Genomic DNA, 25468 nt, shown 5'->3' on the forward strand with positions numbered 1-25468 from the left:
CGAACCCGAGGGGGAGGGGTGGAGACGGCGGGCGGGGGTCCGGCGTCCCCCGCCCGCCGCCGTTCAGTCGCCCTGGACGGGCAGTTCCTTCAACTGGATGTCGCGGAAGGAGACCTGGTCGTCGGCGCCATGGTTCTGGAGGCCGATGTGACCGTCGGTCAGGCTCCGCTCGGGGTCCTTGTTGGTGAAGTCGTTGATCTTGACTCCGTTGAGGAACACCTGGAGGCGTTCGCCGCGGACCTTGATCTCGTAGGAGTTCCACTGGCCGGGTGGCCGCAGAACCTGGTCACGGGCCTTGATGTTCGCCGACTTGAACGAGTAGACGGATCCCGTGGTGCGCTCGGGTGCGTCTGTGGCGTCGATCTGGATCTCGTAGCCCTTGTTCACCGCGGACCAGGGGTCGTCGGAGGCGGGGAAGCCCACGAAGATCCCGGAGTTGTCGTCGCCCCGCATCTTCCAGTCGAGCTTGAGCGAGTACGACTTCAGCTCCTTGGCCTGGTACCAGAGCAGGCCCATGCCGCCCTCGGACTCCACGGTGCCGTCCTGGACGTTGAACTTGCCGGGGCCGGCCTGCTTCCAGCCGTCCAGGGTCTGGCCGTTGAAGATCTTCCGGTAGTCCTTGCTCGGCCTGCAGTCCGCCTTCACCTGACCGGTGGCGTACTGGAGGCCGCCGAGGAGATGGGCGCGGAACGCCTCTTCGGCGTAGGACTCCTTGGTGTGGCCGCCGCCGGTGTAGAAGGAGCGGCCGCCGCCGTAGCTCTGGCACCAGGCGATGGGGTGGTCGCCCTTCATGTTCCCGCCCTGGTAGGTGGTCTCGTCCAGGGTGGCGAGGACCTTGGCCTGCTCACGCGGGTTGGTGCGGTAGTTGTACCACTCGTCGGTGCGCTCCCAGGCGTCGCCGAGGTGCGCGGTCGACGGGTGGTCGTGGTCCTCGACACGCACGGTGGCCTTCTGGATGGCCGGGTGCGAGTCGAAGTAGGCGCCGACGAGGCCGCCGTAGAACGCCCAGTCGTACTCGGTGTCGGCGGCTGCGTGGATGCCCATGTAACCGCCGCCGCCCGCCACGTAGTCCTCGAACGCCTTCTGCTGATCGGCGTTCAGCACGTCACCGGTGGTGGAAAGGAACGCCACCGCGTCGTACTTGGCGAGGTTGGTCGTGGTGAACTGCCGGGCCTCCTCGGTCGCGTCGACCGTGATGCCGGCCGGGCCGCCGAGCTCCTTCAGGGCGGCGATGCCCGCCGGGATGGAGTCGTGCCGGAAGCCGGCGGTCTTGGAGAAGACCAGGACCTTCTTGCCGCCCCTGAACGGCTCCTTGGAGAACTCGAAGTCGTCCACGTCGTACAGCGCGCCCTCGCCGCCCTTGAAGACCAGGTAGATCTCCGTGGTCTTCTTGGGCAGGGACCGCAACGGTACGTCGACGTTCTGGAAGGTCTCCCAGCCGCCGGTCGGCGGGATGTAGGCCGAGCCGTGCAGCGGCCCCTCGGGCGATCCGGTGCGCAGCTCGATGAAGCCGCCCGCGCCGCCGGAGGAGGCCCGCACGGTCATCTTCTTCTGGCCGTCGAACCGGTAGGGGGTGAAGGAGATCCAGTCGCCGTCGTTGATGTTGCCGACGGTCTTGCCGCCGTTGGCGCCGGTCTTGTCGATCACCGACACGCCCGACTGGGTGGTGAAGTGCTCGCCCTGGCGGTGCAGCGGCTGGAGTACGGCGCGGGCAGTGCCGGTGAGGGCCTCCTGGCCGTTCGCCCCGCCGTCGGTGTAGCTGGCGCCGACGACCCCGTAGATGTTGGCGTTGGGGTCGTGACCGCCGTCACCGGGGGGCGGGGTCAGGGTGCCTTGGCAGCCCATCTCGCTGGTCAGCTCGTGGGCGTGGGAGTCGTGACCGAGGCTGTAGGCGACCTTGACCTTGGAGCAGTCGATCGTCTCCTCGGGGTCGGTGACGGTCACCTTGAACGGGACGGGTTTGCCGAACTCGGCCATGGCGCCGTTGCCGGGGATGTCGATCCGGACCTTGGGCTCGGTGTTGCCGACCACGATCCGGGTGCTGGCGTTGCCGGTGTTGCCCTCGGGGTCCTTGGCGGTGAAGGTGGCGGTGTAGGTGCCGGCCTTCCTGTACCGGTGGGTGGGGTTGAGGCCCTCGCCCTTGGTGCCGTCGCCGAAGTCCCAGCTGTAGGTGAGGTCCGGGGAGTCGGCGTCCTTGGCGGAACCGGTGAACGTGACCTTCAGGCCGACCGCTCCGGACGTCTTGTCGGCGCTCACCTCGGCGATCGGCGAGAAGCCGTCCTCGGCGTTCTCGATGCGGTACAGCGCGGAGTGCTCGTCGCCCTGGAACCAGGAGATGCCGTAGTCGAGGACGTAGAGCGCGCCGTCGGGGCCGAACTCCATGTCCATGATCTGGGTGCCGGTCCACGGAAAGTCGTTGATCTTCGCAACGGACCCGTCGGATCCGTCGGAGGTCTGCTCGATCCGCTTGATCCAGCGGCGGCCGAACTCACCGGCGAAGAAGTCGCCGTCGTACGCCTCGGGGAACTTCACCTTGGAGTCGAGGTCGGGGTCGTAGCGGTAGACCGGGCCCGCCATCGGGGACTCGGAGCCGGTGCCGAACTCGGGCACGGAGTCGCCGTCGTACGGGATCCAGGCGGCCTGCGCGGGCGGCAGGTCGACCAGGCCCGTGTTGTACGGCGAGGTGTTCTTCGGGGCGGCGCAGTCGAACTTCTCGCCGGAGGCGCCGGTGGCGAAGTCGTAGTCGACATAGGCGTCGTTGTTGCCGGTGCAGAACGGCCAGCCGAAGTTGGCGGCCTTCGTGACCTTGGCGAACTCGACCTGTCCCCCCGGGCCCCGGTTCGGGTCGGCGGCGCCCGCGTCGGGGCCGTAGTCGCCGACGTAGACGATGCCGGTCTTGTCGTCGACGCTCATCCGGAACGGGTTGCGGAAGCCCATCGCGTAGATCTCGGGACGGGTCTTGTCCGTGCCCGGGGCGAAGAGGTTGCCCTCCGGGACGGTGTACGAGCCGTCCTCGGCGACCTTGATACGCAGGAGCTTGCCGCGCAGGTCGTTGGTGTTGCCGGCGCTGCGGCGGGCGTCGAAGGCGGGGTTGCGGCCCTCGCGGTCGTCGATCGGGGTGTAGCCGTCGGAGGCGAAGGGGTTGGTGTCGTCGCCGGTCGACAGGTAGAGGTTGCCGGCCGCGTCGAAGTCGATGTCGCCGCCGACGTGGCAGCAGGTGCCGCGGGAGGCCGCGACGTCGATGACCTTCTTCTCGCTGGCCGTGTTCAGCGTGCCGTTGGCGTTCAGGACGAAGCGGGAGAGGCGGTTGACGCCGTCGAACTTCTTGAAGTCCTCGGCGGTGCCGGTCTCCGGGGCGTCGCCCGCGGGGGTGTCGAGGGGCGGGGCGTAGTAGAGGTAGATCGCCCGGTTGTCGGCGAAGTCGGGGTCGATGCCGACGCCCTGGAGACCCTCCTCGTCGTGGCTGTAGACGTCGATCTTGCCGGCGACCTTGGTGACGCCGCCCTGGTCGGTGATGCGCAGCGTGCCGTCGCGCGAGGTGTGCAGCACGCTGCGGTTCGGGAGCACGGCGAGCGACATCGGCTCGCCCATCTCCGGTTCGCCCTTGGCGAGGGGTACCTGCTGGAACTGCCCCTCGGCGGCGGCCGGTTCGTCGTGTTCCGGGTGGCCGGGGTGGGCACCGGCGACGGTGGCCGGGGCGCCCACGGTCAGGAGCAGGCCGGTGAACAGGGCGACGGCGGCGCGAAGTCCGGGGCGCCTGGGGGTGCGGATGCTTCTGGGTCTGGTTCTGTGCACGAAGTCCCTCCGGGAACGGGTGGGCCGTACGGGGTGGGTGCGAAGACGTGCGGTGCGGGCGCCGGGGTGCGCCGTCACCCCGGAGGTGCATGTGTCCTGAACACTTCAGGGACGGTAACCGTGTCCGTCCGGGGCGAACACCCCTTGCGTCAGACTCGGTTGCACTTTCTCCCAGCACAGGACAAAGCGGGATTCGCGCAGGTCGGAGGGGGGACCGGCGGTGCGTCCGGTCCCCGTCCCCGACCAGCGCCGGGTGCGCGGTTCAGTTGTTGAACGCGGCGTCGAAGGACGCGCTGGGCGGCTCGAAGTCGTACGCCTTGAGGCGGGCCAGCGCCTCGGGCGCGCCCTGGAGCCGGTCCATGCCGGCGTCCTCCCACTCCACGGAGATCGGCCCCGTGTAGTCGATGGAGCGCAGCATCCGGAAGACGTCCTCCCAGGGGACGTCGCCGTGCCCGGCCGACACGAAGTCCCAGCCCCGGCGCGGGTCACCCCAGGGCAGATGGGAGCCGAGGCGGCCGTTGCGGCCGTCCAGCCGTTTGCGGGCCTCCTTGCAGTCGACGTGGTAGATGCGGTCGCGGAAGTCCCAGAGGAAGCCGACGGGGTCGAGGTCCTGCCACACGAAATGGGAGGGGTCGAAGTTCAGGCCGAAGGCCGGGCGGCCCCCGATGGCCTCCAGGGCCCGCCAGGTCGTCCAGTAGTCGTAGGCGATCTCGCTGGGATGGACCTCGTGCGCGAACCGCACACCCTCCTCGTCGAAGACGTCCAGGATGGGGTTCCAGCGGGTCGCGAAGTCCTCGTAACCGCGCTCGATCATCGACTCGGGCACGGGCGGGAACATGGCGACCAGGTGCCAGATGGCGGAGCCGGTGAAGCCGATCACCGTGTCGACGCCGAGGGCGGCTGCGGCTCGCGCGGTGTCCTTCATCCGGGCCGCGGCCCGCGTTCGCACCCCCTCGGGGTCCCCGTCGCCCCACACCTCGTCCGGCAGGATGGCCTGGTGGCGCTCGTCGATGATGGCGTCGCAGACGGCCTGGCCGACCAGATGGTTGGAGATCGCCCAGCACTTGAGGCCGTACTTGTCGAGCAGCGCCTTCCTGGAGTCGATGTACGACGGGTCCGCGAGGGCCTTGTCGACCTCGAAGTGGTCGCCCCAGCAGGCGAGTTCGAGTCCGTCGTAGCCGAAGTCGCGGGCGAGCCGGCAGACCTCCTCGAGCGGCAGGTCGGCCCACTGGCCGGTGAACAGCGTGAACGTACGCGGCATTGCGCGTCAGCCTCCTAGGGCCGCTGTCGGGATGGGTCAGACGGCGATCGGGGTGTAGACGGAGTTCTTCGCGGCGCTCTCCTCCACCGCCGCCAGCACGCGCTGCACCTGCAGCCCGTCGGCGAAGGAGGGCTCGGGCCGCCGGCCCTCGGCGATGGCGTGGACCAGGTCGCGGGCCTGGTGGACGAAGGTGTGCTCGTAGCCGAGTCCGTGGCCCGGGGGCCACCAGGCGTCCAGGTAGGGGTGGTCGGGCTCGGTGACCAGGATGCGGCGGAAGCCGGCGTGGGCCGCGGGTTCCGTGCCGTCGTGGTAGGCGAGTTCGTTGAGGCGCTCCAGATCGAAGGCCAACGAGCCGTGCTCGCCGTTGAGTTCGATGCGCAGGGAGTTCTTGCGGCCGGTGGCGTAGCGGGTGGCTTCGAAGGAGGCGAGGGCGCCGGAGCCGAAGCGGCCGGTGAACAGGGCGGCGTCGTCGACGGTGACCTGTCCGGTGGCGTCCTCGGACGAGACGGCGGACAGCCCCTTCACGGCCCCGCCGGGCAGCGGCCGTTCCTTGACGAAGGTCTCCGTCACCGCGGACACCCCGGTGAGCCGCTCCCCCGCCAGGTACTGCGCGAGGTCGATGATGTGGGCGCCCAGGTCGCCGAGCGCGCCCGAACCGGCCAGTTCCTTGCGCAGCCGCCAGGTCAACGGGGCCCGCGGGTCCACGAGCCAGTCCTGGAGGTATGTCACCCGCACATGGCGCAGGCGGCCCACGCGGCCCTCGGCGACCATGCTGCGGGCGAGTGCGGTGGCGGGCACCCGCCGGTAGTTGAAGCCGACCATCGCCAACTGGCCGCGCGTGTACGCCTCTTCGGCGGCCGTCGTCATCGCCTCGGCCTCCTCGACACTGTTCGCGAGGGGCTTCTCGCACAGGACGTGCTTGCCGGCCGCCAGCGCCGCGAGCGCGATCTCGGCGTGGCTGTCGCCGGGGGTGCAGATGTCGACGAGGTCGATGTCGTCCCGCGCGATCAGGGCACGCCAGTCGGTCTCGGCCGTCGCCCAGCCGTGCCGCTCGGCCGCCGCCCGCACGGCGGTGGCGTCCCGCCCGCAGATCGCGGCCAGGACCGGGCTGCGGGGCAGGTCGAAGACCCGGCCCGCGGTGCGCCAGCCCTGCGAGTGCGCGGCTCCCATGAAGGCGTAGCCGACCATGCCGACGCGCAGCGGCTGCTTTCCTGCCGCCGTGCCGGGCGGGGACGCCTCGGCCCCGGTCTCGGCCGCGGGGCCGGTCACGCCCGCTCCGACCGGGGGCCCTGGCACGCCCGCCTCGGTGACCGTGGCCCTTGCCTGCGCCTCGGCCCCGTCGGGCTGCTGCGGCTCTCCCATGCGATAGTCCTCCTCGTCGTCGTGCCGCGGTGGGGGGTTGCGGGGGGCGTCCTGCGGATCGTTGCCGTCCTGACTGCTCGGGTCTCGCCGGAGCTACGGCCGTGGCCCGTCGCGGTGCGGTGGTCACCGTCGGGTGTTCCACGGCGTTCGCCGCCGCCCGGTCTGCGGCGTCGGCCGCCGCAGACGTACGGCTCCCCGGCCTCGGCCACGTGAGCTCCCGAGGTTCGGCTGCCCGAACGCCCCAGGCTCGAAGGTCTCGGCTTCCCGAGCCCCTCCACCTCGGCCGCCCAGCCCCGGCCGTCCCGGCTTCCCGGTCCCGGCCAGCTCGGCCACCTCGGCCACCCGGACCCGAGCCGCCGGAGCACCCCGGTCCCGGCCGCCGCGGCCCCCCGTACCACGGCGCCCGGCCCACATACGGCCACGGGGCCGCACGGCCACCCAGCCCCGGGGCCACTCGGTCATACGGCCCCTCGGCCCCACGACCCCACCGCCCGGACTCCTCGACCCCGCCCGGTCGGCCAGTGTCAGATACCGCGCCCTGGTCGGCTCGATCCGCTGGACACTCCCCGCCCTGCCCGACGGACGCCTCGGCCCCGCCGGACAGGGTGCGCCTCACTTGAAGCCGGTGGGCATGTACTGGTCGACGTTGTCCTTGTCGACCACCGCCGAGTAGAGCGTGATCGAGGCCGGGATCTCGAACTCGGCCATGCCGCCGACACCCTTGCCCTGACCCAGCGCACGGGCCAGGTCGATGGCGGACGCGGCCATGGTCGGCGGGTACAGGACGGTCGCCTTGAGGACGCCGTTGTCCTGCTTGATCGCCTGGAACGCGGACAGCGCGCCCGCGCCGCCGACCATGAGGAAGTCGTCGCGCCCGGCCTGCTCGATGGCCCGCAGCGCGCCCACGCCCTGGTCGTCGTCGTGGTTCCACAGGGCGTCGAACTTCGACTGGGCCTGGAGGAGTTGGGCCATCTTGGCCTGCCCGGACTCGACCGTGAACTCGGCCGCCTGACGGGCCACCTTCTTGATGTTGGGGTAGTTCTTCAGGGCGTCGTCGAAGCCCTGGGTGCGCTGCTGGGTCAGCTCCAGGTTGTCCAGCCCGGCCAGTTCGATGACCTTGGCGTCGGACTTCCCCTTGAGCTTCTCGCCGATGTAGTGACCGGCGTTCAGCCCCATCCCGTAGTTGTCGCCGCCGATCCAGCAGCGGTACGCCTGCGGGGAGTTGAAGACCCGGTCGAGGTTGACGACGGGGATCCTGGCCCGCATGGCCTTCAGGCCGACCTGGGTGAGCGCCTTGCCGTCGGCGGGCAGCACCACGAGGACGTCGACCTTCTTGTTGATCAGCGTCTCGATCTGGCCGATCTGCGCGGCGGTGTCGTTCGATCCCTCGGTGATCTCCAGGGTCACGTCCGAGTACTTCTTGGCCCGGTTCTTGGCGTTGTCGTTGATGGCGTTGAGCCAGCCGTGGTCGGCCTGCGGTCCGGCGAAGCCGATGGTGACCTCCTTGCCTGGCTTGTCGTCGGCGGCCGGCTGGTCGTTCGCGGCCGGCTCGTCGCCGGACTCGTTGCTCGTGCACCCAACGAGGAGGGCACCCGCTCCTATGGCGGCGGATCCGAACAGCAGCCCTCTGCGACTGGTGAGCTCTGGCATGGCGGTGAACCCTTTCCTCAGGTCTTGCTGAGCAGGAAGCGGTACGGCCCTCAGGTCGTGCTCGCGGTACGGCGCTGGACCAGCACGGCGGCGACGATGATCGCGCCCTTGGCGATCTGCTGGACGTCGCTCTGGAGGTTGTTCAGGGCGAAGATGTTGGTGATCGTGGTGAAGATCAGGACGCCGAGCACCGAGCCGGTGATGGTGCCGCGGCCCCCGCTGAGCAGGGTGCCGCCGATGATCGCGGCCGCGATGGCGTCGAGTTCGTAGAGGTTGCCGTTGGTGTTCTGGCCGGAGCCGGCGAGGATGATCAGCAGGAAGGCGGCGATGCCGCAGCACAGTCCGGACAGCAGGTAGAGGTAGAGCCGCTGACGGCGGACGTCGATGCCGGCGAGCCGGGCCGCCTCCGCGTTGCCGCCGACGGCGACCGTGCGGCGTCCGAAGGTCGTGCGGTTCAGGACCAGCCAGCCGATGATCGTCACGACTGCGAACACCATGACCAGCGGCGGGATGCCGAGGACGTAGGCGTCGCGCTCGCCGAGGTCCAGTACGGAGGGAATGGTGACGATCTGCGTCTTGCCGTCGGTGATCTGGAGGGCGAGTCCACGCGCCGAGGCCAGCATGGCGAGCGTGGCGATGAACGGGACCATCGCGCCGTACGCGATCAGCATTCCGTTGACCAGCCCGCATCCCACACCGACGATCACCGCCGTGAACAGGATGCCGACGAAGCCGTACTCCTGGGTCGCGACCGTCGTCGCCCACACCGAGGCGAGCGCGACGATCGCGCCGACGGACAGGTCGATGCCGCCGGAGATGATGACGAAGGTCATGCCGACGGTGACGACGCCGATCACGGAGGCCTGGGTGAGGACGAGTTGGAGGTTGCGGGTGTCCAGGAACTCGTCCGGCTTGGTGATGCCACCGATGAGGACCAGTACGGCGAGGACACCGAGCAGAGAGAGGGTGCGCACGTCGGCGCGGGCCAGGTGGCCGCGCCAGGCGGGCGGCGCACCGGCCGACGGCACCTTGCCGGTGCTGTCCCGAGGCGGGGAGGCGTGCTGCGTCATGACGCCGGGCTTCCTTCCATGACGAGGTCGAGTACGCGGTGTTCGTCGAGTTCACGGGCCGGTGCTGTGTGGACGACGCGCCCTTCGCGCAGCACCAGCACGCGGTCGGCGAGGCCCAGCACTTCGGGCACTTCGCTGGAGACCAGCAGGACGGCGAGACCTTCGTCGGCCAACCGCCGTACGACTGCGTACAGTTCGGCGCGGGCTCCGACGTCGACGCCGCGGGTGGGTTCGTCCAGCAGCAGGACGCGGCAGCCGCGCAGCAGCCAGCGGGCCAGGACGGCCTTCTGCTGGTTGCCGCCGGACAGGGTGCGGACCGGCACGTTCGGGTTGTCGGGCCGCAGCGACAGCTCGCGCGTCGCGGCCCGCGCGGCCCCCAGTTCGGCGGCCCGGTCGATCCAGCCGCCGCGCGAGAAACGGGACATGGAGGAGACGGAGACGTTGCGGGTGACGGACTCCAGCATCAGCAGCGCCTGCGCCTTGCGTTCCTCGGGCGCGAGGCCGAGCCCGGCGCGCACCGCGGCCCGCACACTGCCGGGCCTCAACTCGCGCCCGTCCACCCGGACGTGACCGGCACTGGGCTTCCTCGCCCCGTAGATCGTCTCCAGGATCTCGGAGCGCCCCGAGCCCACCAGCCCGGCGAGCCCGACGATCTCGCCGGGCCGCACGCTCAGGTCGAGCGGCTCGAACTCCCCGTCCCGGGCGAGTCCCCGGACCTCCAGCAGCGGCTTCCCGTCCGTCGCGGCGTCCTTCGCCGGCCGCTCGGGAAAGACGTACTCGACGTTGCGTCCCGTCATCAGCGCCACGACCTCGCGCGTCGGCGTCGCCTTCGCCGGGAGCCCTACCGCCACGGCCCGCCCGTCCTTCAGCACGGTCACCCGGTCGCCGATCCGGCGGATCTCCTCCAGCCGGTGCGAGATGTAGACGACGGCGACTCCGGCGGCGGTGAGGTCGCCGACGATTCGGAAGAGGTTGTCGACCTCGTCCGGATCGAGGGCGGCGGACGGCTCGTCCATCACGATCAGCCGTACGTCGTGGGAGAGCGCCCGCGCCATGGAGACGATCTGCTGCTGCGCCGCCGACAGCTCCCCGACCAGACGCGCCGGATCGATCTCCGGGTGTCCAAGTCGCTTGAGGAGCTGCGCGGTTGAGGACCGGGCGACCTTGCCGCGTACGACGAATCCTGCGGCCGTGGGTTCGTGGCCGAGGTGGACGTTCTCGGCCACCGACAGATGCTCGACCAGATCGAGTTCCTGGTAGATGGTGGCGATGCCGAGGCGCATGGCGGCGATGGGCGAGCGGAGCGTGACCGGTTCGCCGCGCCAGTGGATGGTGCCGGTGTCGGGCTGGTGTGCGCCGGCGAGGACCTTGATGAGGGTGGACTTGCCGGCGCCGTTCTGGCCGAGCAGGCAGTGCACTTCACCGGCCTGGACGTCGAGGTCGACGCCGTCGAGGGCGCGGACTCCGGGGAACGACTTGGTGATCCCGGACATGCTGAGCAGCGGTGGTTCTGGTGCCATGAGGTCCCCTTGGCGGGCGTGCGGGCCGGTTCAGGGCAGAGCAGGGCAGGACAGGTCAGGACGGAAGGGGCGGGGCGGAGCAGCGCGTGGTGCGGGTGAGCCGGGTGGAGCGGGTGGCTTACGCGGGTGAGAACACGTGGTCGCTGATGAGGCGGGCCGCGCCGATGACTCCGGCGGTGGGGCCCAACTCCCCCAGGACGATGGGAAGATTGCCGGTCGCCAGCGGCAGCGACTGGCGGTAGACCTGGGTGCGGATCGCGGCGAGCAGGTTGTGGCCGAGGCCGGTCACCCCGCCGCCGATCACCACCAGGCCCGGATTGAAGAAGCTGACGAGTCCGGCGATGACCTGGCCCACGCGGTTGCCGCCCTCGCGGATCAGGTCGAGCGCGGTGGCGTCGCCCGCGGCGGCCGCGGCCGCGACATCCACGGCGCTCAGGGTGCCGTTCGCCTCCAGCCGGGTCGCCAGTTCGACGGAGAGTCTCTGCTGGGCCGCCTCCACGGCGTCCCGGGCGAGGGCCGCCCCGCTGAAGTGGGCCTCCAGGCAACCCCGGTTGCCGCAGGCACAGGGTCGGCCGTCGGGCACGGCCTGGATGTGTCCGATGTCGCCCGCGCTGCCGGTGACACCGCGGTGGACGTCCCCGCCCGCGACGATGCCGCAGCCGATGCCGGTGCCGATCTTGACGCAGAGGAAGTCGCCCACGGAGCGTGCCACACCCGCGTGCCGCTCCCCCATCGCCATGAGGTTCACGTCGTTGTCGACCATGACCGGGCAGCCGAGTTCCTGGCTGAGCGCCTCCCGCACCGGGAAGCCGTCCCAGCCCGGCATGATCGGCGGAGCGACCGGGACACCCTCGGGAAAGCGGACCGGCCCGGGGACGCCGATGCCGGCGCCGTCGAACCCTTCCGCGAGCCCGGAGGCCCTCAACTTGGCCGCCATGGACAGGACTTGCTCGAAGACCGCGACCGGTCCCTCGCGTACGTCCATGGGCTGGTTGAGATGTCCGAGGATCTCCAGTTCGGCGTTGGTGACGGCGACGTCGACCGAGGTCGCGCCGATGTCGACGCCGAGGAAGCGCAGCCCGGGGTTGAGCCGGACGTTGTGGGAGCGGCGGCCGCCGCGCGAGGCGGCGAGTCCGTCAGCCACCACCAGGTCCGTCTCCAGCAGACGGTCCACCTCCACGGCCAGCTTGGACCGTGAGAGGTCGATCTGATCGCCCAGCTGGGCCCGGGAGTTGGGTCCGCCGTCGCGCAACAGCTTGAGCAGGCGTGCCTGATGGGCGTTCGCGGGTCGCGCCGTCATCCGTCTCACGAGCCCCTCCCCGCCTCATTCGGCCTGTGCGCGCCGGGTTTCGGCCACCTAGGTGGCCTGCTTTCGAGGGGAACGTAGCAGCGGCCGCCGGAGGTGGGAAGAAGTTGCGCAGAGATTGCCGTCAACTTTCTCCACTCACAGGACAAAGAAGAGATCGCGTACGACACCTGTCGCCGATCGTCCCTGTGCACGGTGGGAGTCCGGAGGGGCCGGCTTGGCTAGCCTTTTCCTACCGACTGGAGTGCTTTGGGGGGAGCGCGGATGGCTCAGGGATCCTCGTCCGACGAACCGGTACCGACGCCCGACGGCCACGGCGCCGCCGGCCCCGCGCCTTCGCCACCCGCGCCGGGCACTCCCCCGCGGTCCGGCGGTGCGCCCGACACCGGCCCCGGCTACGCGATGCGCGTGGCGAACGGGTCGTACGACTGGTATCGCAACGCGGCCATGCGGGCCCGGCGTTGCTTCCGGCTCGCCGAGACGCTGCTGCTGCTCGTCTCCGCCTCGATCCCGGTCTCGGCGGTGATCTCACCCGGCAACGCGGCGGTGCCGGCCGTGCTGGGCGGCGTCGTCGTGGTGATCACCGGTCTACGGTCCGTGTTCCACTGGCAGGACGACCACCTGCGCTTCAGCGAGGCCCGCGAGGCCGTCGAGGCGGAACGGCGCCTCTACTACACCGGCGCCGAGCCCTACGCCGACCCCGAGACCCGGGACCGGACGCTCGCCGCCCATGTCACCCGCATCGAACAGCGGGAGATGGGCACCTGGGCGCAGCTCGCGAGCCCGCGCACGGACACCACCGGCAACAACGTGCTGCCATGACCGTGCACGAGACGTCCACCCCGACCCTGACCACGCCGGTCCTGAACACCCCGGTCCTGAACACGCCGGTCCTGGACATCGGCCCTGAACTCCGCGGTGAATCTCAGGACTTGGCCCGCGCGTGGTACGACCGGCGCGTGTGCTCGGTGTGCTCCCGCATCAGCTGCGTCGCGCGCTGCTCGTCCCGGGCGGTGATCGCGGCGATCATCCCGCGGTGCTCGATCCAGGACTGCTGGCCGCGCTGGCGGGCCACCGGTGTGTAGTACCAGCGGACGCGGCGGTCGACCTGGGCCGCCAGCTCGGCGAGGACCGCGTTGCCCGCGAGGTCCATGATCTTCGCGTGGAAGCGGGCGTTGAGGGCGACGGCGGCGTCCACCTCGTCGGCGGCGACGGCCTTCTCGCCCTCCGCGCACAGCTCCTCCAGGGCCGCGATACCGGCGCTGTCGGCATGAGCGGCGGCGAGCCGGGCGGCCTCGGCCTCCAGGAGCGTACGGACGGTGAGGAGCTGGTCGGCCTCCTCCTCCGTGGGCTCGTGCACGAACGCGCCCTGCGCGGGCCGTAGATCGACCCAGCCCTCGGTGTTCAGCCGCTGGAGCGCCTCACGCACCGGCTGCCGGGACACGCCGAGGTGACCTGCCAGTTCACTCTCGACCAGGTGCTGGCCCGGCTGGAGCGCGCGGGTCGTGATGAGTTCGAGCAGCGCCTCGTAGACGCGGTCGCGCAGCGGACCGGGCCGTTCGAGCTTGGGCACCGCACCCTGCGGCAGTCCTGTCGACAACATCGGTTCCCCTCCTGGGCGAACGCCGGGCGACTGCATCCGGTAGCCGATCGTCACTGGAAAGCCAGTATCGATTGTCTTTCGTCTACAGTCTACGGCGCACAAAGGCCAGGGCACCGAGGAGTTGGCCACGTCACACAGGTGTCAGGGACAGCGGACGACCTGCCCGGCGTACGACAGGTTCCCGCCGAACCCGAACAGCAGCACCGGATCGCCGGTCGAGATCCGCCCCTGCTCCACGAGCTTGGAGAACGCCAGCGGAATGCTCGCCGCCGAGGTGTTCCCCGACTCGGAGACATCGCGCGCGACCACGGCGTTCACCGCGCCGATCTTCTGGGCGAGGGGTTCGATGATGCGCAGGTTGGCCTGGTGCAGGACGACTCCGGCGAGGTCCTCGGGAGCGAGACCGGCCCGTTCGCAGGCCCGGCGGGCGATGGCCGGCAGCTGCGTCGTCGCCCAGCGGTAGACGCTCTGCCCCTCCTGGGCGAACCGCGCCGGCTGCCCCTCGATGCGCACCGCGTGCCCCATCTCGGGCACCGAACCCCACAGCACCGGCCCGATGCGGGCCTCGTCGGACGCCTCCACGACGGCCGCACCGGCCCCGTCGCCCACCAGCACACAGGTCGTACGGTCGCTCCAGTCGGTCACGTCGGACATCTTGTCGGCGCCGATCACCAGCGCCCGCGACGCGGCCCCCGCCCGGACCGCGTGGTCGGCGGTGGCCAGGGCGTGGGTGAAACCGGCGCACACGACGTTGACGTCCATCGCGGCGGGCGAGGGGATGCCGATGCGGGCCGCGACCCGGGCGGCCATGTTCGGGGAGCGGTCGATGGCGGTGGAGGTGGCGACCAGGACCAGATCGATGTCGCCGGGTGCGAGGCCCGCCGCCGCGAGCGCCTTGGCGGCGGCGTGCGCGGCCAGCTCGTCGACCGGCTCGTCGGGCCCGGCGATGTGTCGCGTGCGGATACCCACCCGGGATGTGATCCACTCGTCACTGGTGTCGACCATGCCCGCCAGTTCTGCGTTCGTGAGCACCCTGGCGGGCTGATAGTGGCCGACTGCGGCGATGCGCGAGCCGTTCATCGATGGTGATCCCCTCGGGCCTCGGGTAGCGGGATTCACCAGTCTGATCAGTGACTCACGGGTACGGGTGCACGTGATGCCACAGGAAACGGGCGCCCGAGTTGTCGGCTTCCATCAGGCCCTCGGACGCCCGAACACCTGACGAACGCCTACCCGGTGAACAGCTGCGTCGCCTTTTGTACGAGTTCGTAGAGCCCGTACGCGAGCGGCACCCCGACCCACACCCAGGCCAAGGCGATCAGCCCCCGCCGGCCGGTCGGACCGCTACTGCTGTCGCTGGACATCGGCGGCCTCCTTCTCCTTCGACGCCGGGGCGGGAACGTGGTGGCGGGGGTGGACGGGCCGGACGAGTTCGTTGGCGACGAAGCCCACGGCGAGCAGCCCGATCATGATGAACATGGACAGGGTGTAGAGGGACGCGCCGTCCTTGCCGGCCTCCTCCTGCCGGTCGGCGATCCAGTTCACGATCAGCGGTCCGAGGACGCCGGCCGTGGACCAGGCGGTGAGCAGCCGCCCGTGGATGGCTCCCACCTGGTAGGTCCCGAAGAGGTCCTTCAGATAGGCGGGGATCGTCGCGAAGCCGCCGCCGTAGAAGGAGAGGATCACCAGCGCGCACAGGATGAACAGCGGCTTCGACGAGTCACCGGCCAGCGCGATCAGCCCGTACATGAGCGCGCCGACGCCCAGGTACAAACGGTAGATGTTCTTGCGTCCGATCAGGTCCGAGGTGGACGACCAGCCGATCCGGCCCGCCATGTTGGCGGCGGACAGCAGGGCGACGAAGCCGGCGGCGGCCGACACCGACACCGGGGCGGAGGTGTTCGCGAAGAAGTCCGTGATCATCGGCGCGGCCTTCTCCAGGATGCCGATGCCCGCGGTGACGTTCATGCAGAGCACCACCCACAGACACCAGAACTGCGGCGTGCGCACGGCGTTGCGGGCGGACACCTGCGGTCCGTCGACGGCACTGGGCCCGTCGCCGACCGGCTTCTCGGTGCGCGGCACCCGGACCAGCAGCACGCCCAGCAGCATGAAGACGGCGTACGACAACCCGTGCACCAGGAACGCCAGCGCGATCCCGGAGCTGTCGCTGCCGAACGACTCCAGCATCTGCGCCGACCAGGGCGAGGCGATGAGGGCGCCGCCGCCGAAGCCCATGATCGCGATGCCGGTGGCCATGCCGGGCCGGTCCGGGAACCACTTGATCAGGGTCGAGACCGGCGAGATGTAACCGATGCCGAGGCCGATGCCGCCGACGAAGCCGTAGCCGAAGACGATCAGCCAGTACTGCTCGGTGGCGGCGCCCAGCGCGGAGAGCAGGAAGCCGGACGAGAAGCAGATCAGGGCGACGGTCATGGCCCAGCGCGGCCCGTTGCGCTCCACCAGCGTGCCGCCGAACGCGGCCGACAGACCGAGCATGACGATGCCGAGCTGGAACGGCAGCGCGCTCTGGGTGCCGCTCAGGCCGAGGGCTGATTCGAGCGGCGGCTTGAACACGCTCCAGGCGTAGGCCTGGCCGATGGAGAGATGGACGGAGAGAGCGGCGGGGGGAACCAGCCAGCGGCTCCATCCCGGGGGTGCGACCGGTGGACTCATGATCCCGAACGGTAGGGAGGAAGCCGGAAGTTGAGAAGTCGGCGCGTCGACCGTATGCGGTGAGCGGTATCCAGGGCGCGCCGAACGGTCGAACACTGTCCGGAAAGTGACCGGAAAGCCTCGTCGAACGCCGTGCGCGACCCCTTGCTGACCCCCTATCCATACTGTAGACAATATTCAGTCGACGAGATTCGACCTGATCGAGCGCTACTTCCCAGCCACCTCCGCGGTACTCCCTCGACCGAACGGAGCGTTCCGAAGTGAAAGTTGCAGTCCTCGGCGCCGGTGCGATCGGCGCCTACGTCGGAGCCGCGCTGCATCGCGCCGGCGCCGACGTGCACCTCATCGCCCGTGGACCGCATCTCGCGGCCATGAGGCGGCACGGGGTGCGGGTGCTCAGTCCGCGCGGCGACTTCACCGCCCGCGCGCACGCGACCGACGACCCGGCCGAAGTCGGCCCGGTCGACTACGTCTTCCTGGGTCTGAAGGCCAACTCGTACGCGGCGTGCGGGCCGCTGATCGAGCCCCTTCTGCACGACGGCACGGCGGTCGTGGCCGCCCAGAACGGCATCCCCTGGTGGTACTTCCACCGGCACGGCGGCCCGCACGACGGCCACCGCGTCGAGAGTGTCGACCCCGACGGCGCGGTCAGTGCGGTGCTCGCGCCCGAACGGGCCGTCGGCTGCGTCGTCTACGCCGCCACCGAACTCGAAGGACCCGGTGTCGTACGGCATCTGGAAGGCACCCGGTTCTCCGTCGGAGAGCCCGACCGCAGCGTCTCCCGGCGCTGTCTCGCGCTCAGCGAGGCCATGGTGGCCGGTGGCCTGAAGTGCCCGGTGGAGCCGGACCTGCGCAACGACATCTGGCTCAAACTGCTCGGGAACATCTCCTTCAACCCGATCAGCGCGCTGGCCCGCGCCACCATGCGGCAGATGTGCCTGCACGGCGGCACCCGCAAGGTCATCGAGACCATGATGGCCGAGACCCTGGCCGTCGCCGAGGCCCTCGGCTGCGAGGTCGGCGTCTCCATCGAGCGCCGCCTCGCGGGCGCCGAGCGGGTCGGCGACCACCGCACCTCCACGCTCCAGGACCTGGAGCGCGGCAAGCCGCTCGAACTCGACGTACTCCTCGCGGCCGTCGTCGAGTTGGCGGAGATCACCGGCGTGGAGGTGCCCACCCTGCGCACCGTGCACGCCATCTCGGACCTGCTCGCGCTGAGGAGCGCCGCATGAGGAGTGCTGAATGAGGAAACGCGACCGTACTCCGACGAACTACACCCGGCTGACCCACCCGCTCGTCCGTGACTCCCGCGACGAGCCGTTCCGACGGGCGAGCTGGGAGGAGGCCCTGAACCGCGCGGCCGAGGGCCTGGCCCGCAACCGGGACGCCTTCGGCATGTTCTCCTGCGCCCGGGCCACGAACGAGATGAACTACGTGGCACAGAAGTTCGCCCGCGTCGTCATGGGCACCAACAACGTCGACTCCTGCAACCGCACCTGCCACGCGCCCAGCGTGGCGGGCCTGTCGGCGGCCTTCGGATCCGGCGGCGGCACCTCCTCGTACGAGGAGATCGAGCACACCGACGTCATCGTGATGTGGGGCTCCAACGCCCGATTCGCGCACCCGATCTTCTTCCAGCACGTGCTGAAGGGGATCAGGAACGGCGCCCGGATGTACGCCGTCGACCCGCGCCGTACCTCCACCGCCGAGTGGGCGGAGAGCTGGATGGGGCTGAACGTCGGCACCGACATCCCGATGGCGCACGCGATCGGCCGCGAGATCATCCAGGCGGGCCTGGCGAACGAGGCGTTCATCGAGCGGGCGACCTCCGGCTTCGAGGAGTACAAGGCGCTCGTCGAGCCCTGGACGCTGTCGCTGGCCGAGAAGGTGACGGGCGTACCGGCCGCCGCCATAAGGGAGTTGGCCCACGCCTACGCCCGTGCCGAGCGCGCCCAGCTGTGCTGGACCCTCGGCATCACCGAGCACCACAACGGCACCGACAACGTCCGCGCCCTGATCAACCTGTCCCTGCTGACCGGGCACGTGGGCCGCTACGGCTCGGGCCTGCAACCCCTGCGCGGCCAGAACAACGTGCAGGGCGGCGGCGACATGGGAGCCATCCCGAACCGTCTGCCCGGCTTCCAGGACATCCTGGACGCCGACACCCGTCTGAAGTTCGAGTCGGCCTGGGACACCGTGATCCAGCCCCACTACGGGCTCAACCTCACCCAGATGTTCGAGGCCATGGAGGAGGGCACGCTCAAGGCCGTCTACTGCATCGGCGAGAACCCGGCGCAGTCCGAGGCGGACAGCGAGCAGGCCGTACGCCGCATGCGGCAGCTGGACTTCCTCGTCGTCCAGGACATCTTCCTGACGAAGACGGCCCAGCTGGCGGACGTCGTCCTCCCCGCGACCGCCGGGTGGGCCGAGACCGACGGCACCACCACCAACAGCGAGCGGCGCGTGCAGCGGGTCCGGCGCGCGGTCACTCCGCCCGGTGAGGCGCGCGAGGACATCGACATCCTCTGCGAGCTGGCGACGCGACTCGGCCACGACTGGAAGTACGCGGACGCCGAGGCCGTCTGGAACGAGCTCAGGTCCGTCTCGCCGGACCACTACGGCATGACGTACGAACGCCTGGCGGAGCACCAGGGCATCCAGTGGCCGTGCCCGAGCACCGAGCGGCTGGAACCGACGTATCTGCACGGCCGGTTGTGGGAGAAGGACCCGGGCGAGCGCGGTGTGCCGGCGCCGTTCGGGATCGTCCAGCACGATCCCCCGGTCGACCTCACCGACGAGGAGTATCCGGTCCGGCTCACCACCGGGCGGCGGCTCGACTCGTACAACACCGGTGTGCAGAGCGGGAGTTTCGCGTCCCCGCTGCGACGGGGCGAGTTCGTCGAGCTGTGCCCGGAGGACGCCGAGCGGTACGGGGTGGTGGTCGGCGAGGAGGTCCAGGTGACCTCGCGGCGCGGGTCGGTCGTCGCGCCGGTGTGGATCGACACCGCGCTGCGGCCCGGCCTGGCCTTCATGACCATGCATTTTCCCGACGAGGTGGACACCAACCAGCTCACGATCGAGGCGAACTGCCCGATCGCGGGGACGGCGGAGTTCAAGGCGTCGGCGATCCGGATCGAGAAGCTCCCCGTCGCGACCATCGTGAGGTGACCTCAAGTGGACCTGCACTTCGGTGACAGCAAACCGACGGACGACGAACGGGCGGCCGTCGACGCCCTCCTCGGCCCGCCCGAGTCGTCCTGGGAGGGCGCCGACCGATCCGACGCCGACCTGAGGTGGGCCCGGGGCGGGCGCGAGGCCCGGGACCGCCGCGACCTGCTGTTGCCGGGGCTGCACGCGATCAACGACCGGATCGGCTGGATCAGCGAGGGCGCCCTCGACTACCTGTGCCGGCGGCTGACGGTGCCGCCGGCGGAGGCGTACGGCGTGGCCACCTTCTACGCCATGTTCTCGGTCGGGCCACGCCCCGCGACCGTGCTCCACGTGTGCACGGACCTCGCGTGCGCGGCCGCCGGGGCGAGTGAGCTGTGCGCCGGGATCGAGGCACGGCTCGGGGCCGGCAGCGGGGTGTCGGTCGAGCGCAGCCCGTGTCTGGGGCTGTGCGAACGGGCTCCGGCGGCGCTCGCGGTCAAGGCCGGGGATCCGGTGCGTACGGCGGTCTCGGCACCGGCGACCGTGCACGACGCCGTTCTCGCCGCGAGCGCGCCGGACTCTGCGCCGGAGGAGCCGTCGGCGGCGATGGCGGTACCGCAGGCCGGGGACCCCTCGCTGACCCTGCTCCGGCGCGTCGGAGCCGTCGACCCCTCCTCGCTGGACGACTACCGCGCCCACGGCGGCTACACGGCCCTGCGCCGGGCCTTCGAGCTGGGCCCGGCCGGGGTCATCCGCGAGGTCACCGACTCCGGCCTGGTCGGGCGTGGCGGCGCCGCCTTCCCCACCGGCCGCAAATGGCAGGCCACGGCGTCGCAGCCCGACCACCCCCACTACGTCGTCTGCAACGCCGACGAGTCCGAGCCGGGCACCTTCAAGGACCGCGTGCTCATGGAGGGGGACCCGTACGCGCTGGTCGAGGCGATGACGATCGCGGCGTACGCGACCGGCGCCCACCAGGGCTACCTGTATCTGCGCGGCGAGTACCCGCGCGCCCTGCAGCGCCTGGAGCACGCCATCGCCCAGGCACGCGCGCGTGGCTTCCTCGGGGACGACGTCCTCGGTCAGGGCTACGCCTTCGACATCGAGATCCGGCGGGGCGCGGGGGCGTACATCTGCGGTGAGGAGACGGCTCTGTTCAACTCCATCGAGGGCTACCGGGGCGAGCCGCGCTCGAAGCCGCCGTTCCCGGTGGAGAAGGGGCTGTTCGGCAAGCCGACGGTGGAGAACAACGTGGAGACGCTGGTCAATGTGCTGCCCGTCCTGACGAGGGGGGCACCGGCGTACGCGGCGATCGGCACGGACAGGTCCACCGGTCCGAAGCTGTTCTGCGTGTCCGGGAGTGTGGAGCGGCCCGGCATCTACGAGCTCCCCTTCGGCGCGACGCTGGGCGAGCTGCTGGAGCTGGCCGGGGTGCGCGAGCGGCTGCGGGCGGTGCTGCTGGGCGGCGCGGCCGGCGGCTTCGTACGGCCCGACGAGCTGGGCATCCCCCTCACCTTCGAGGGCACGCGGGAGGCCGGTACGACGCTCGGTTCCGGCGTCGTCATGGCCTTCGACGACACGGTCCCGCTGCCGCGGCTGCTGCTGCGGATCGCCGAGTTCTTCCGGGACGAGTCGTGCGGTCAGTGTGTGCCGTGCCGGGTCGGGACCGTACGGCAGGAGGAGGCGCTGCACCGGATCGTGGAGCGCACGGGTGCGGCGGCCGCCGACGACATCGCCCTGCTCAGGGAGGTCGGCCGCGCCATGCGGGACGCCTCGATCTGCGGTCTCGGGCAGACCGCGTGGAACGCCGTGGAATCCGCCATCGACCGTCTGGGGGCGTACGAATGACCGTGGTACCGCTGGGGATCCCGCGCCGGCTGCTGGAGTTCACCATCGACGGGGAGCCCGTGCGCGGGGCGGAGGGATCGACGATCCTCGACGCCTGCCGGGCGGCCGGGAAGGACATCCCGACCCTGTGCGAGGGGGACACGCTGCGGCCGAAGAACGCCTGCCGTGTGTGCGTCGTCGAGGTCGAGGGGGCGCGGACGCTGGTCCCTGCCTGCTCGCGCAAGGCCGAACCGGGGATGGAGGTGAGGACCGACACCGAGCGGGCCCGGCACAGTCGCAAGATCGTCCTTGAGCTGCTCGCGTCGTCGGTCGACCTGTCGACGACCCCGCAGGTCGCCGGGTGGATCAAGGAGTACGAGGCGAAACCGGACCGGTTCGGCCCGGACGCGGCGCGGCTGGGCGAGGAGCCGAGGGTCGACAACGAGCTGTACGTGCGTGACTACGACAAGTGCATCCTCTGCTACAAGTGCGTGGACGCGTGCGGGGACCAGTGGCAGAACAGCTTCGCGATCTCCGTGGCCGGGCGCGGGTTCGACGCCCGGATCGCGGTGGAGCACGACGCCCCGTTGACCGACTCGGCGTGCGTGTACTGCGGGAACTGCGTCGAGGTGTGCCCGACCGGCGCCCTGTCCTTCAAGTCCGAGTTCGACATGCGGGCGGCGGGCACGTGGGACGAGTCGGCGCAGACCGAGACGACCACGGTGTGCGCGTACTGCGGTGTGGGCTGCAACCTCACCCTGCACGTGCAGGACAATGAGATCGTGAAGGTCACCTCGCCGCACGACAATCCGGTGACCCACGGCAACCTGTGCATCAAGGGCCGCTTCGGCTATCAGCACGTACAGAACCGGGACTGATCAGTAACTGGTGGGGACGGGAACATGGGACGAGTCACGGAACGACGCAAGGTGATCCGGATCCGGGACGGGGTGGTCTCCACCCGCCCGGACACGCTCGTCGCCGAGGAACCTCTGGAGATCCGCCTCAACGGCAAGCCGCTGGCGATCACCATGCGCACGCCCGGCGACGACTTCGCGCTCGCCGCCGGGTTCCTGGTGAGCGAGGGCGTGCTCGCGGAGCAGGCCGACCTGCGGAACATCGTGTACTGCGCGGGCGCCACGGCGGACGGCTCGAACACCTACAACGTGGTGGACGTGCAGACCTCGCCCGGGGTGGTGATCCCCGACATCACCCTGGAACGCAACGTGTACACGACGTCGTCCTGCGGGCTGTGCGGCAAGGCGTCGCTGGACGCGGTCCGCACCACCGCCCGGTGGCCGATCGACGACACACGGGGCGGCCACACTCCCCCGGTCCGGATCGACCCCGACCTGCTCGCGAGCCTCCCCGACCGGCTGCGCGCGGCCCAGCGGGTCTTCGACCGGACCGGGGGTCTGCACGCGGCCGCCCTGTTCACCGAGGACGGCGAGCTGCTCGACATACGGGAGGACGTGGGCCGGCACAACGCGGTCGACAAGCTGGTCGGCCGCGCCCTGCAGAACGGCGGTCTGCCGCTGTCCCGCACCCTCCTGCTGGTCTCGGGGCGGGCCAGCTTCGAGCTCGCCCAGAAGGCCGTGATGGCGGGCATCCCGGTCCTGGCGGCCGTCTCGGCGCCCTCGTCGCTCGCGGTGGACCTGGCCGCGGAGACGGGGCTGACGCTGGTGGGCTTCCTGCGGGGCAGCTCCATGAACGTGTACGCGGGTGAGGACCGCATCGCCCTGCGGGCCGCGGCCGCCCAGGGCTGAGAGAGTTCCCCCGCGGCACGCCGGCGGGGCCCTGAACGGCGGGGAGCGCCCCCTGCGCCTGTAGGGGCCCCGCTGTTCGGCCCGGTCGGTGTCCGGCGGACAGTGCGGGTCGGTGGGCACTCGCCCGGCGTCGGTGTGAGCTGGTCGGCCCGACTCAGGGGGATGAGAAGGTCACGTCCGTGGCGCGCGCCACCGATCCCAGCCTCGGGAAGTCGAGCCGCACCGACGCCTCGTGCTCCGCCGCCGTGAACGCCGCCATCGCGTCCTCGACGAAGACCAGGTCGTAGCCGAGGTCGGCGGCGGCCCGGGCGGTGGACTCGACGCCCAGGTTGGTGGCGATGCCGCCGAACACCAGCGTGGTGATCCCGCGTTGGCGGAGGCGCTCGTCCAGGCCGGTGCCCTGGAAGGCGCCGATGGTCCGCTTCACGATCTCGATGTCGTCGTCCGCCAGGAGCCCCGGCACCAGTCCGCTGCCGGACGGCTGCTCGGCGACGCCGGTGCGTTCGACGCGGACGAGGACGACGGCGGCTCCCGCCGAGCGGAAGGAGGCCGCCAACTCCTCGCAGGTGGTGACGACTTCGCCGCCCTTTCGGGGTTCCAGGGGGAGCGCGACGACGCGGTCCATCAGGTCGACGAGCAGGAGGGCGGTGCGGGCGGGTTCGAGCGTGAGCGCAGCGGTCATGACGGAACGTTATCCGTCGTCAGCTCTGCGTACCGGAAATCCGGATCAACAGGTCCATGAAACGGTCCCGTTCCGCCGCCGAGAGCGGCGCGAGGAGCGCCTCGTTGGCCTCGCGGGCCACCTTCTCGCAGCGCTTCAGCAGGCGCGCGCCCGCGTCGGTGAGGGAGACCGCGTTCTTGCGGCGGTCGTTCGGATCCGGCTCACGGACCACGAGGCCCCGCACCTGGAGGTCGTTGAGGATCCCGACCAGGTCCTTGGGGTCGAGTCGGACGCCGCGGCCGAGATCCGCCTGGGCCACGGGGGCCAGGTCGCGGACGGCGGAGAGTACGACGTGGTGCCACATCTTCACGCCCTCCGCCGCCAGCGCCTCGGCCACCAGGGAACGACCCCGGGCCGCCGCGCGGCCGAGCAGCCAGCTGGGGAGGGACCGGATCGCGGGGAGCGGGGCTTCGGGCATACCGGCACCCTACCGGGAAGTCGTTGGACTTCCCAACGGTCTGTCGATAGCGTCAGCCACGCAGAGACCATGGGTCATCCCAACGACTTCCGGAGGTGTGATGCGCCGCGTCCGCTACGACTCCACCGGCGGCCCCCTGTTCCTGGAGCAGGCCCCCGTCCCCGAACCCGGCCCGGGTGAGCTCCTCGTCCGCTGCGAGGCGATCGGTGTGACGCTCCCCGTCGTCCGCAAGGTCACCGAGGCCGCCGAGCCCGTCCCGCTGGGCGGCGAGATCGCCGGCGGGGTCGTGGCCGTGGGCGCCGGAGTCAGCCGCTTCGGCGCCGGCGACCGCGTGACGGGGCTGTGCTTCGGGCACGGGTACGCCGATTACGCCCTTCTGCACGAGGCGATGGCCTCCCCGATTCCCGAGACGGCCACCGCCACCGATGCCGTCGCCCTCGTCCGCAGCGGCCTGGTCGCGCTCGGCGCACTGGAGGCCGCCCGGCCCGAGTCGGGCGAGGCGGCGCTGGTCACCGCGGCGGCGAGCGGCGTGGGGCAGCTCGCCGTGCAGCTGGCGCGGGCGCGGGGTGCCGGGCGAGTCGTCGGCGCGGTGTCCGATCCGGCCAAGGCGGACTTCGTGCTCGGCCTCGGCGCCGACGAGGCGGTGGTCTACACGGACGACGACTGGGGAGTTCCCGTCGACTACGTTCTCGATGCCGTCGGCGGTGACCTGCTCACCGCGGCCCTCGCCGCACTCGTCCCGGGCGGGCGGCTCGTGGCGTACAGCTCGGGCGGCGGGACCATTCGGGCGTACGACCTTCTCGTGGGCGCGAAGTCCGTCGTCGGGTTCCAGATGGCGCGGATCGCCCGGGAGGAGCCGGAGTTGTACGAGCGGTGGCGGCGGGAGCTGTGGAAGCTCTTCACCGAGGGTGTTCTGACGCCCGCCGTGCACGGAGTGTTCGCACTGGGGGAGGCCGCTGCGGCGCACGCGGCCATTGAGGCGCGGGCCAACCGGGGGAAAGTAGTACTCCGTCCGTGACGTGACACGTGCACGGTTCTTGTGATGTGTGCGACAGCCCAACTAACGTCTGTGATGCGCACCTTGGACGTGGGATGTCCGGATGTTCAGATGCCTGGACACATGACCAGACGATGAAGGGCGGGCCGCACCATGCCGTCAAGAGTTCGCGCACGTCTCAGAGCTGCCCTCGTCGGGGGGGGGGGGAGCGCCGGGGGGAGAGGAAGGGGGGGGGTGGGGGGGGGGGAAAAAAAACGAAGGAAGGGAACCCCCCCCGAGCGCCCCCGGGGCTGGGTCATCATGCGGCTCCGCCGCGGGGCGCGATCAACCCCCACAGCCCTACAGC

General features: G+C 70.7%; 20 protein-coding genes. 7 read left to right on the forward strand and 13 right to left on the reverse strand.

Annotated elements, in window-relative coordinates; translation table 11 throughout:
- Nucleotides 1-63: 63 nt before the first annotated feature.
- The 7 genes from ACFU95_RS07500 to ACFU95_RS07530 all read right to left on the reverse strand — a co-directional run bounded on the left by ACFU95_RS07500 (nucleotide 64) and on the right by ACFU95_RS07530 (nucleotide 11958).
- Nucleotides 64-3795, reverse strand: coding sequence for a ThuA domain-containing protein (locus ACFU95_RS07500; protein WP_383823123.1), 3732 nt, complete (start codon nucleotides 3793-3795; stop codon nucleotides 64-66).
- A 262-nt stretch (nucleotides 3796-4057) separates the two neighbouring features.
- On the reverse strand, nucleotides 4058-5056 hold the full coding sequence (locus ACFU95_RS07505) for a sugar phosphate isomerase/epimerase family protein (protein ID WP_383823125.1): 999 nt from the start codon (nucleotides 5054-5056) through the stop codon (nucleotides 4058-4060).
- Nucleotides 5057-5092: 36 nt separating this feature from the next.
- Nucleotides 5093-6418: a Gfo/Idh/MocA family protein gene (locus tag ACFU95_RS07510; protein WP_383823128.1), complete on the reverse strand. Its 1326-nt coding sequence runs from the start codon at nucleotides 6416-6418 to the stop codon at nucleotides 5093-5095.
- 612 nt (nucleotides 6419-7030) lie between these two features.
- Nucleotides 7031-8068, reverse strand: a complete 1038-nt coding sequence (locus tag ACFU95_RS07515; RefSeq protein ID WP_370266252.1) for a substrate-binding domain-containing protein — start codon at nucleotides 8066-8068, stop codon at nucleotides 7031-7033.
- 50 nt (nucleotides 8069-8118) lie between these two features.
- Nucleotides 8119-9138: an ABC transporter permease gene (locus ACFU95_RS07520; protein WP_383823131.1), complete on the reverse strand. Its 1020-nt coding sequence runs from the start codon at nucleotides 9136-9138 to the stop codon at nucleotides 8119-8121.
- Entirely contained in the window at nucleotides 9135-10658 is a 1524-nt protein-coding gene (locus ACFU95_RS07525; RefSeq protein ID WP_383823134.1) for a sugar ABC transporter ATP-binding protein, read from the reverse strand. Before ACFU95_RS07525 ends, ACFU95_RS07520 begins: the two co-directional genes overlap by 4 nt.
- 118 nt (nucleotides 10659-10776) lie before the next feature.
- On the reverse strand, nucleotides 10777-11958 hold the full coding sequence (locus ACFU95_RS07530) for an ROK family protein (protein ID WP_383823657.1): 1182 nt from the start codon (nucleotides 11956-11958) through the stop codon (nucleotides 10777-10779).
- A gap of 270 nt (nucleotides 11959-12228) precedes the next feature.
- Between ACFU95_RS07530 and ACFU95_RS07535 the strand changes: the two genes are divergently transcribed.
- The gene (locus ACFU95_RS07535) at nucleotides 12229-12786 is read left to right on the forward strand and encodes a DUF4231 domain-containing protein (protein ID WP_383823137.1); all 558 of its coding nucleotides are present in this window, start codon (nucleotides 12229-12231) and stop codon (nucleotides 12784-12786) included.
- 103 nt (nucleotides 12787-12889) lie between these two features.
- Here ACFU95_RS07535 and ACFU95_RS07540 read toward each other — a convergent pair whose 3' ends face one another.
- From ACFU95_RS07540 to ACFU95_RS07555, 4 genes are all read right to left on the reverse strand, one after another.
- Entirely contained in the window at nucleotides 12890-13567 is a 678-nt protein-coding gene (locus ACFU95_RS07540) for a GntR family transcriptional regulator (protein ID WP_383823140.1), read from the reverse strand.
- A 141-nt stretch (nucleotides 13568-13708) separates the two neighbouring features.
- Nucleotides 13709-14647 (reverse strand): beta-ketoacyl-ACP synthase III, encoded by a 939-nt coding sequence (locus tag ACFU95_RS07545; protein WP_383823143.1) that lies wholly within the window; start codon nucleotides 14645-14647, stop codon nucleotides 13709-13711.
- Nucleotides 14648-14796: 149 nt separating this feature from the next.
- The gene (locus ACFU95_RS07550) at nucleotides 14797-14931 is read right to left on the reverse strand and encodes a hypothetical protein (RefSeq protein WP_383823145.1); all 135 of its coding nucleotides are present in this window, start codon (nucleotides 14929-14931) and stop codon (nucleotides 14797-14799) included.
- Nucleotides 14912-16243: an OFA family MFS transporter gene (locus tag ACFU95_RS07555; protein WP_383823148.1), complete on the reverse strand. Its 1332-nt coding sequence runs from the start codon at nucleotides 16241-16243 to the stop codon at nucleotides 14912-14914. Before ACFU95_RS07555 ends, ACFU95_RS07550 begins: the two co-directional genes overlap by 20 nt.
- A 260-nt stretch (nucleotides 16244-16503) precedes the next feature.
- Between ACFU95_RS07555 and ACFU95_RS07560 the strand changes: the two genes are divergently transcribed.
- Genes ACFU95_RS07560 through fdhD form a run of 5 tightly spaced genes read left to right on the forward strand, consistent with a single transcriptional unit; the run spans nucleotide 16504 to nucleotide 22986 of the window.
- The gene (locus ACFU95_RS07560; RefSeq protein WP_383823151.1) at nucleotides 16504-17475 is read left to right on the forward strand and encodes a 2-dehydropantoate 2-reductase; all 972 of its coding nucleotides are present in this window, start codon (nucleotides 16504-16506) and stop codon (nucleotides 17473-17475) included.
- Nucleotides 17476-17485: 10 nt separating this feature from the next.
- On the forward strand, nucleotides 17486-19411 hold the full coding sequence (locus tag ACFU95_RS07565; RefSeq protein WP_383823154.1) for a molybdopterin oxidoreductase family protein: 1926 nt from the start codon (nucleotides 17486-17488) through the stop codon (nucleotides 19409-19411).
- A gap of 6 nt (nucleotides 19412-19417) precedes the next feature.
- Nucleotides 19418-21241, forward strand: a complete 1824-nt coding sequence (locus tag ACFU95_RS07570; protein WP_383823157.1) for an NADH-ubiquinone oxidoreductase-F iron-sulfur binding region domain-containing protein — start codon at nucleotides 19418-19420, stop codon at nucleotides 21239-21241.
- Nucleotides 21238-22098: a 2Fe-2S iron-sulfur cluster-binding protein gene (locus ACFU95_RS07575; protein WP_383823160.1), complete on the forward strand. Its 861-nt coding sequence runs from the start codon at nucleotides 21238-21240 to the stop codon at nucleotides 22096-22098. The genes ACFU95_RS07570 and ACFU95_RS07575 overlap by 4 nt, the downstream gene beginning before the upstream one ends.
- A gap of 24 nt (nucleotides 22099-22122) precedes the next feature.
- Entirely contained in the window at nucleotides 22123-22986 is an 864-nt protein-coding gene (fdhD, locus tag ACFU95_RS07580; RefSeq protein ID WP_383823162.1) for a formate dehydrogenase accessory sulfurtransferase FdhD, read from the forward strand.
- 154 nt (nucleotides 22987-23140) lie between these two features.
- Here the strand turns inward: fdhD and ACFU95_RS07585 are convergent, their stop codons facing one another.
- Nucleotides 23141-23668 (reverse strand): isochorismatase family protein, encoded by a 528-nt coding sequence (locus ACFU95_RS07585; RefSeq protein ID WP_383823165.1) that lies wholly within the window; start codon nucleotides 23666-23668, stop codon nucleotides 23141-23143.
- Between the two features lie 19 nt (nucleotides 23669-23687).
- Nucleotides 23688-24125 carry a MarR family winged helix-turn-helix transcriptional regulator gene (locus tag ACFU95_RS07590; protein ID WP_383823168.1) on the reverse strand — a complete coding sequence of 146 codons (438 nt, stop codon included), beginning with the start codon at nucleotides 24123-24125 and terminating at the stop codon, nucleotides 23688-23690.
- A gap of 100 nt (nucleotides 24126-24225) precedes the next feature.
- Here ACFU95_RS07590 and ACFU95_RS07595 point away from each other — a divergent pair, with 100 nt between their 5' ends.
- Nucleotides 24226-25143 (forward strand): zinc-binding alcohol dehydrogenase family protein, encoded by a 918-nt coding sequence (locus ACFU95_RS07595; RefSeq protein WP_383823171.1) that lies wholly within the window; start codon nucleotides 24226-24228, stop codon nucleotides 25141-25143.
- Nucleotides 25144-25468 lie beyond the last annotated feature (325 nt).

It is taken from the genome of Streptomyces sp. NPDC057623, assembly GCF_042800355.1.
Classification (GTDB): domain Bacteria; phylum Actinomycetota; class Actinomycetes; order Streptomycetales; family Streptomycetaceae; genus Streptomyces.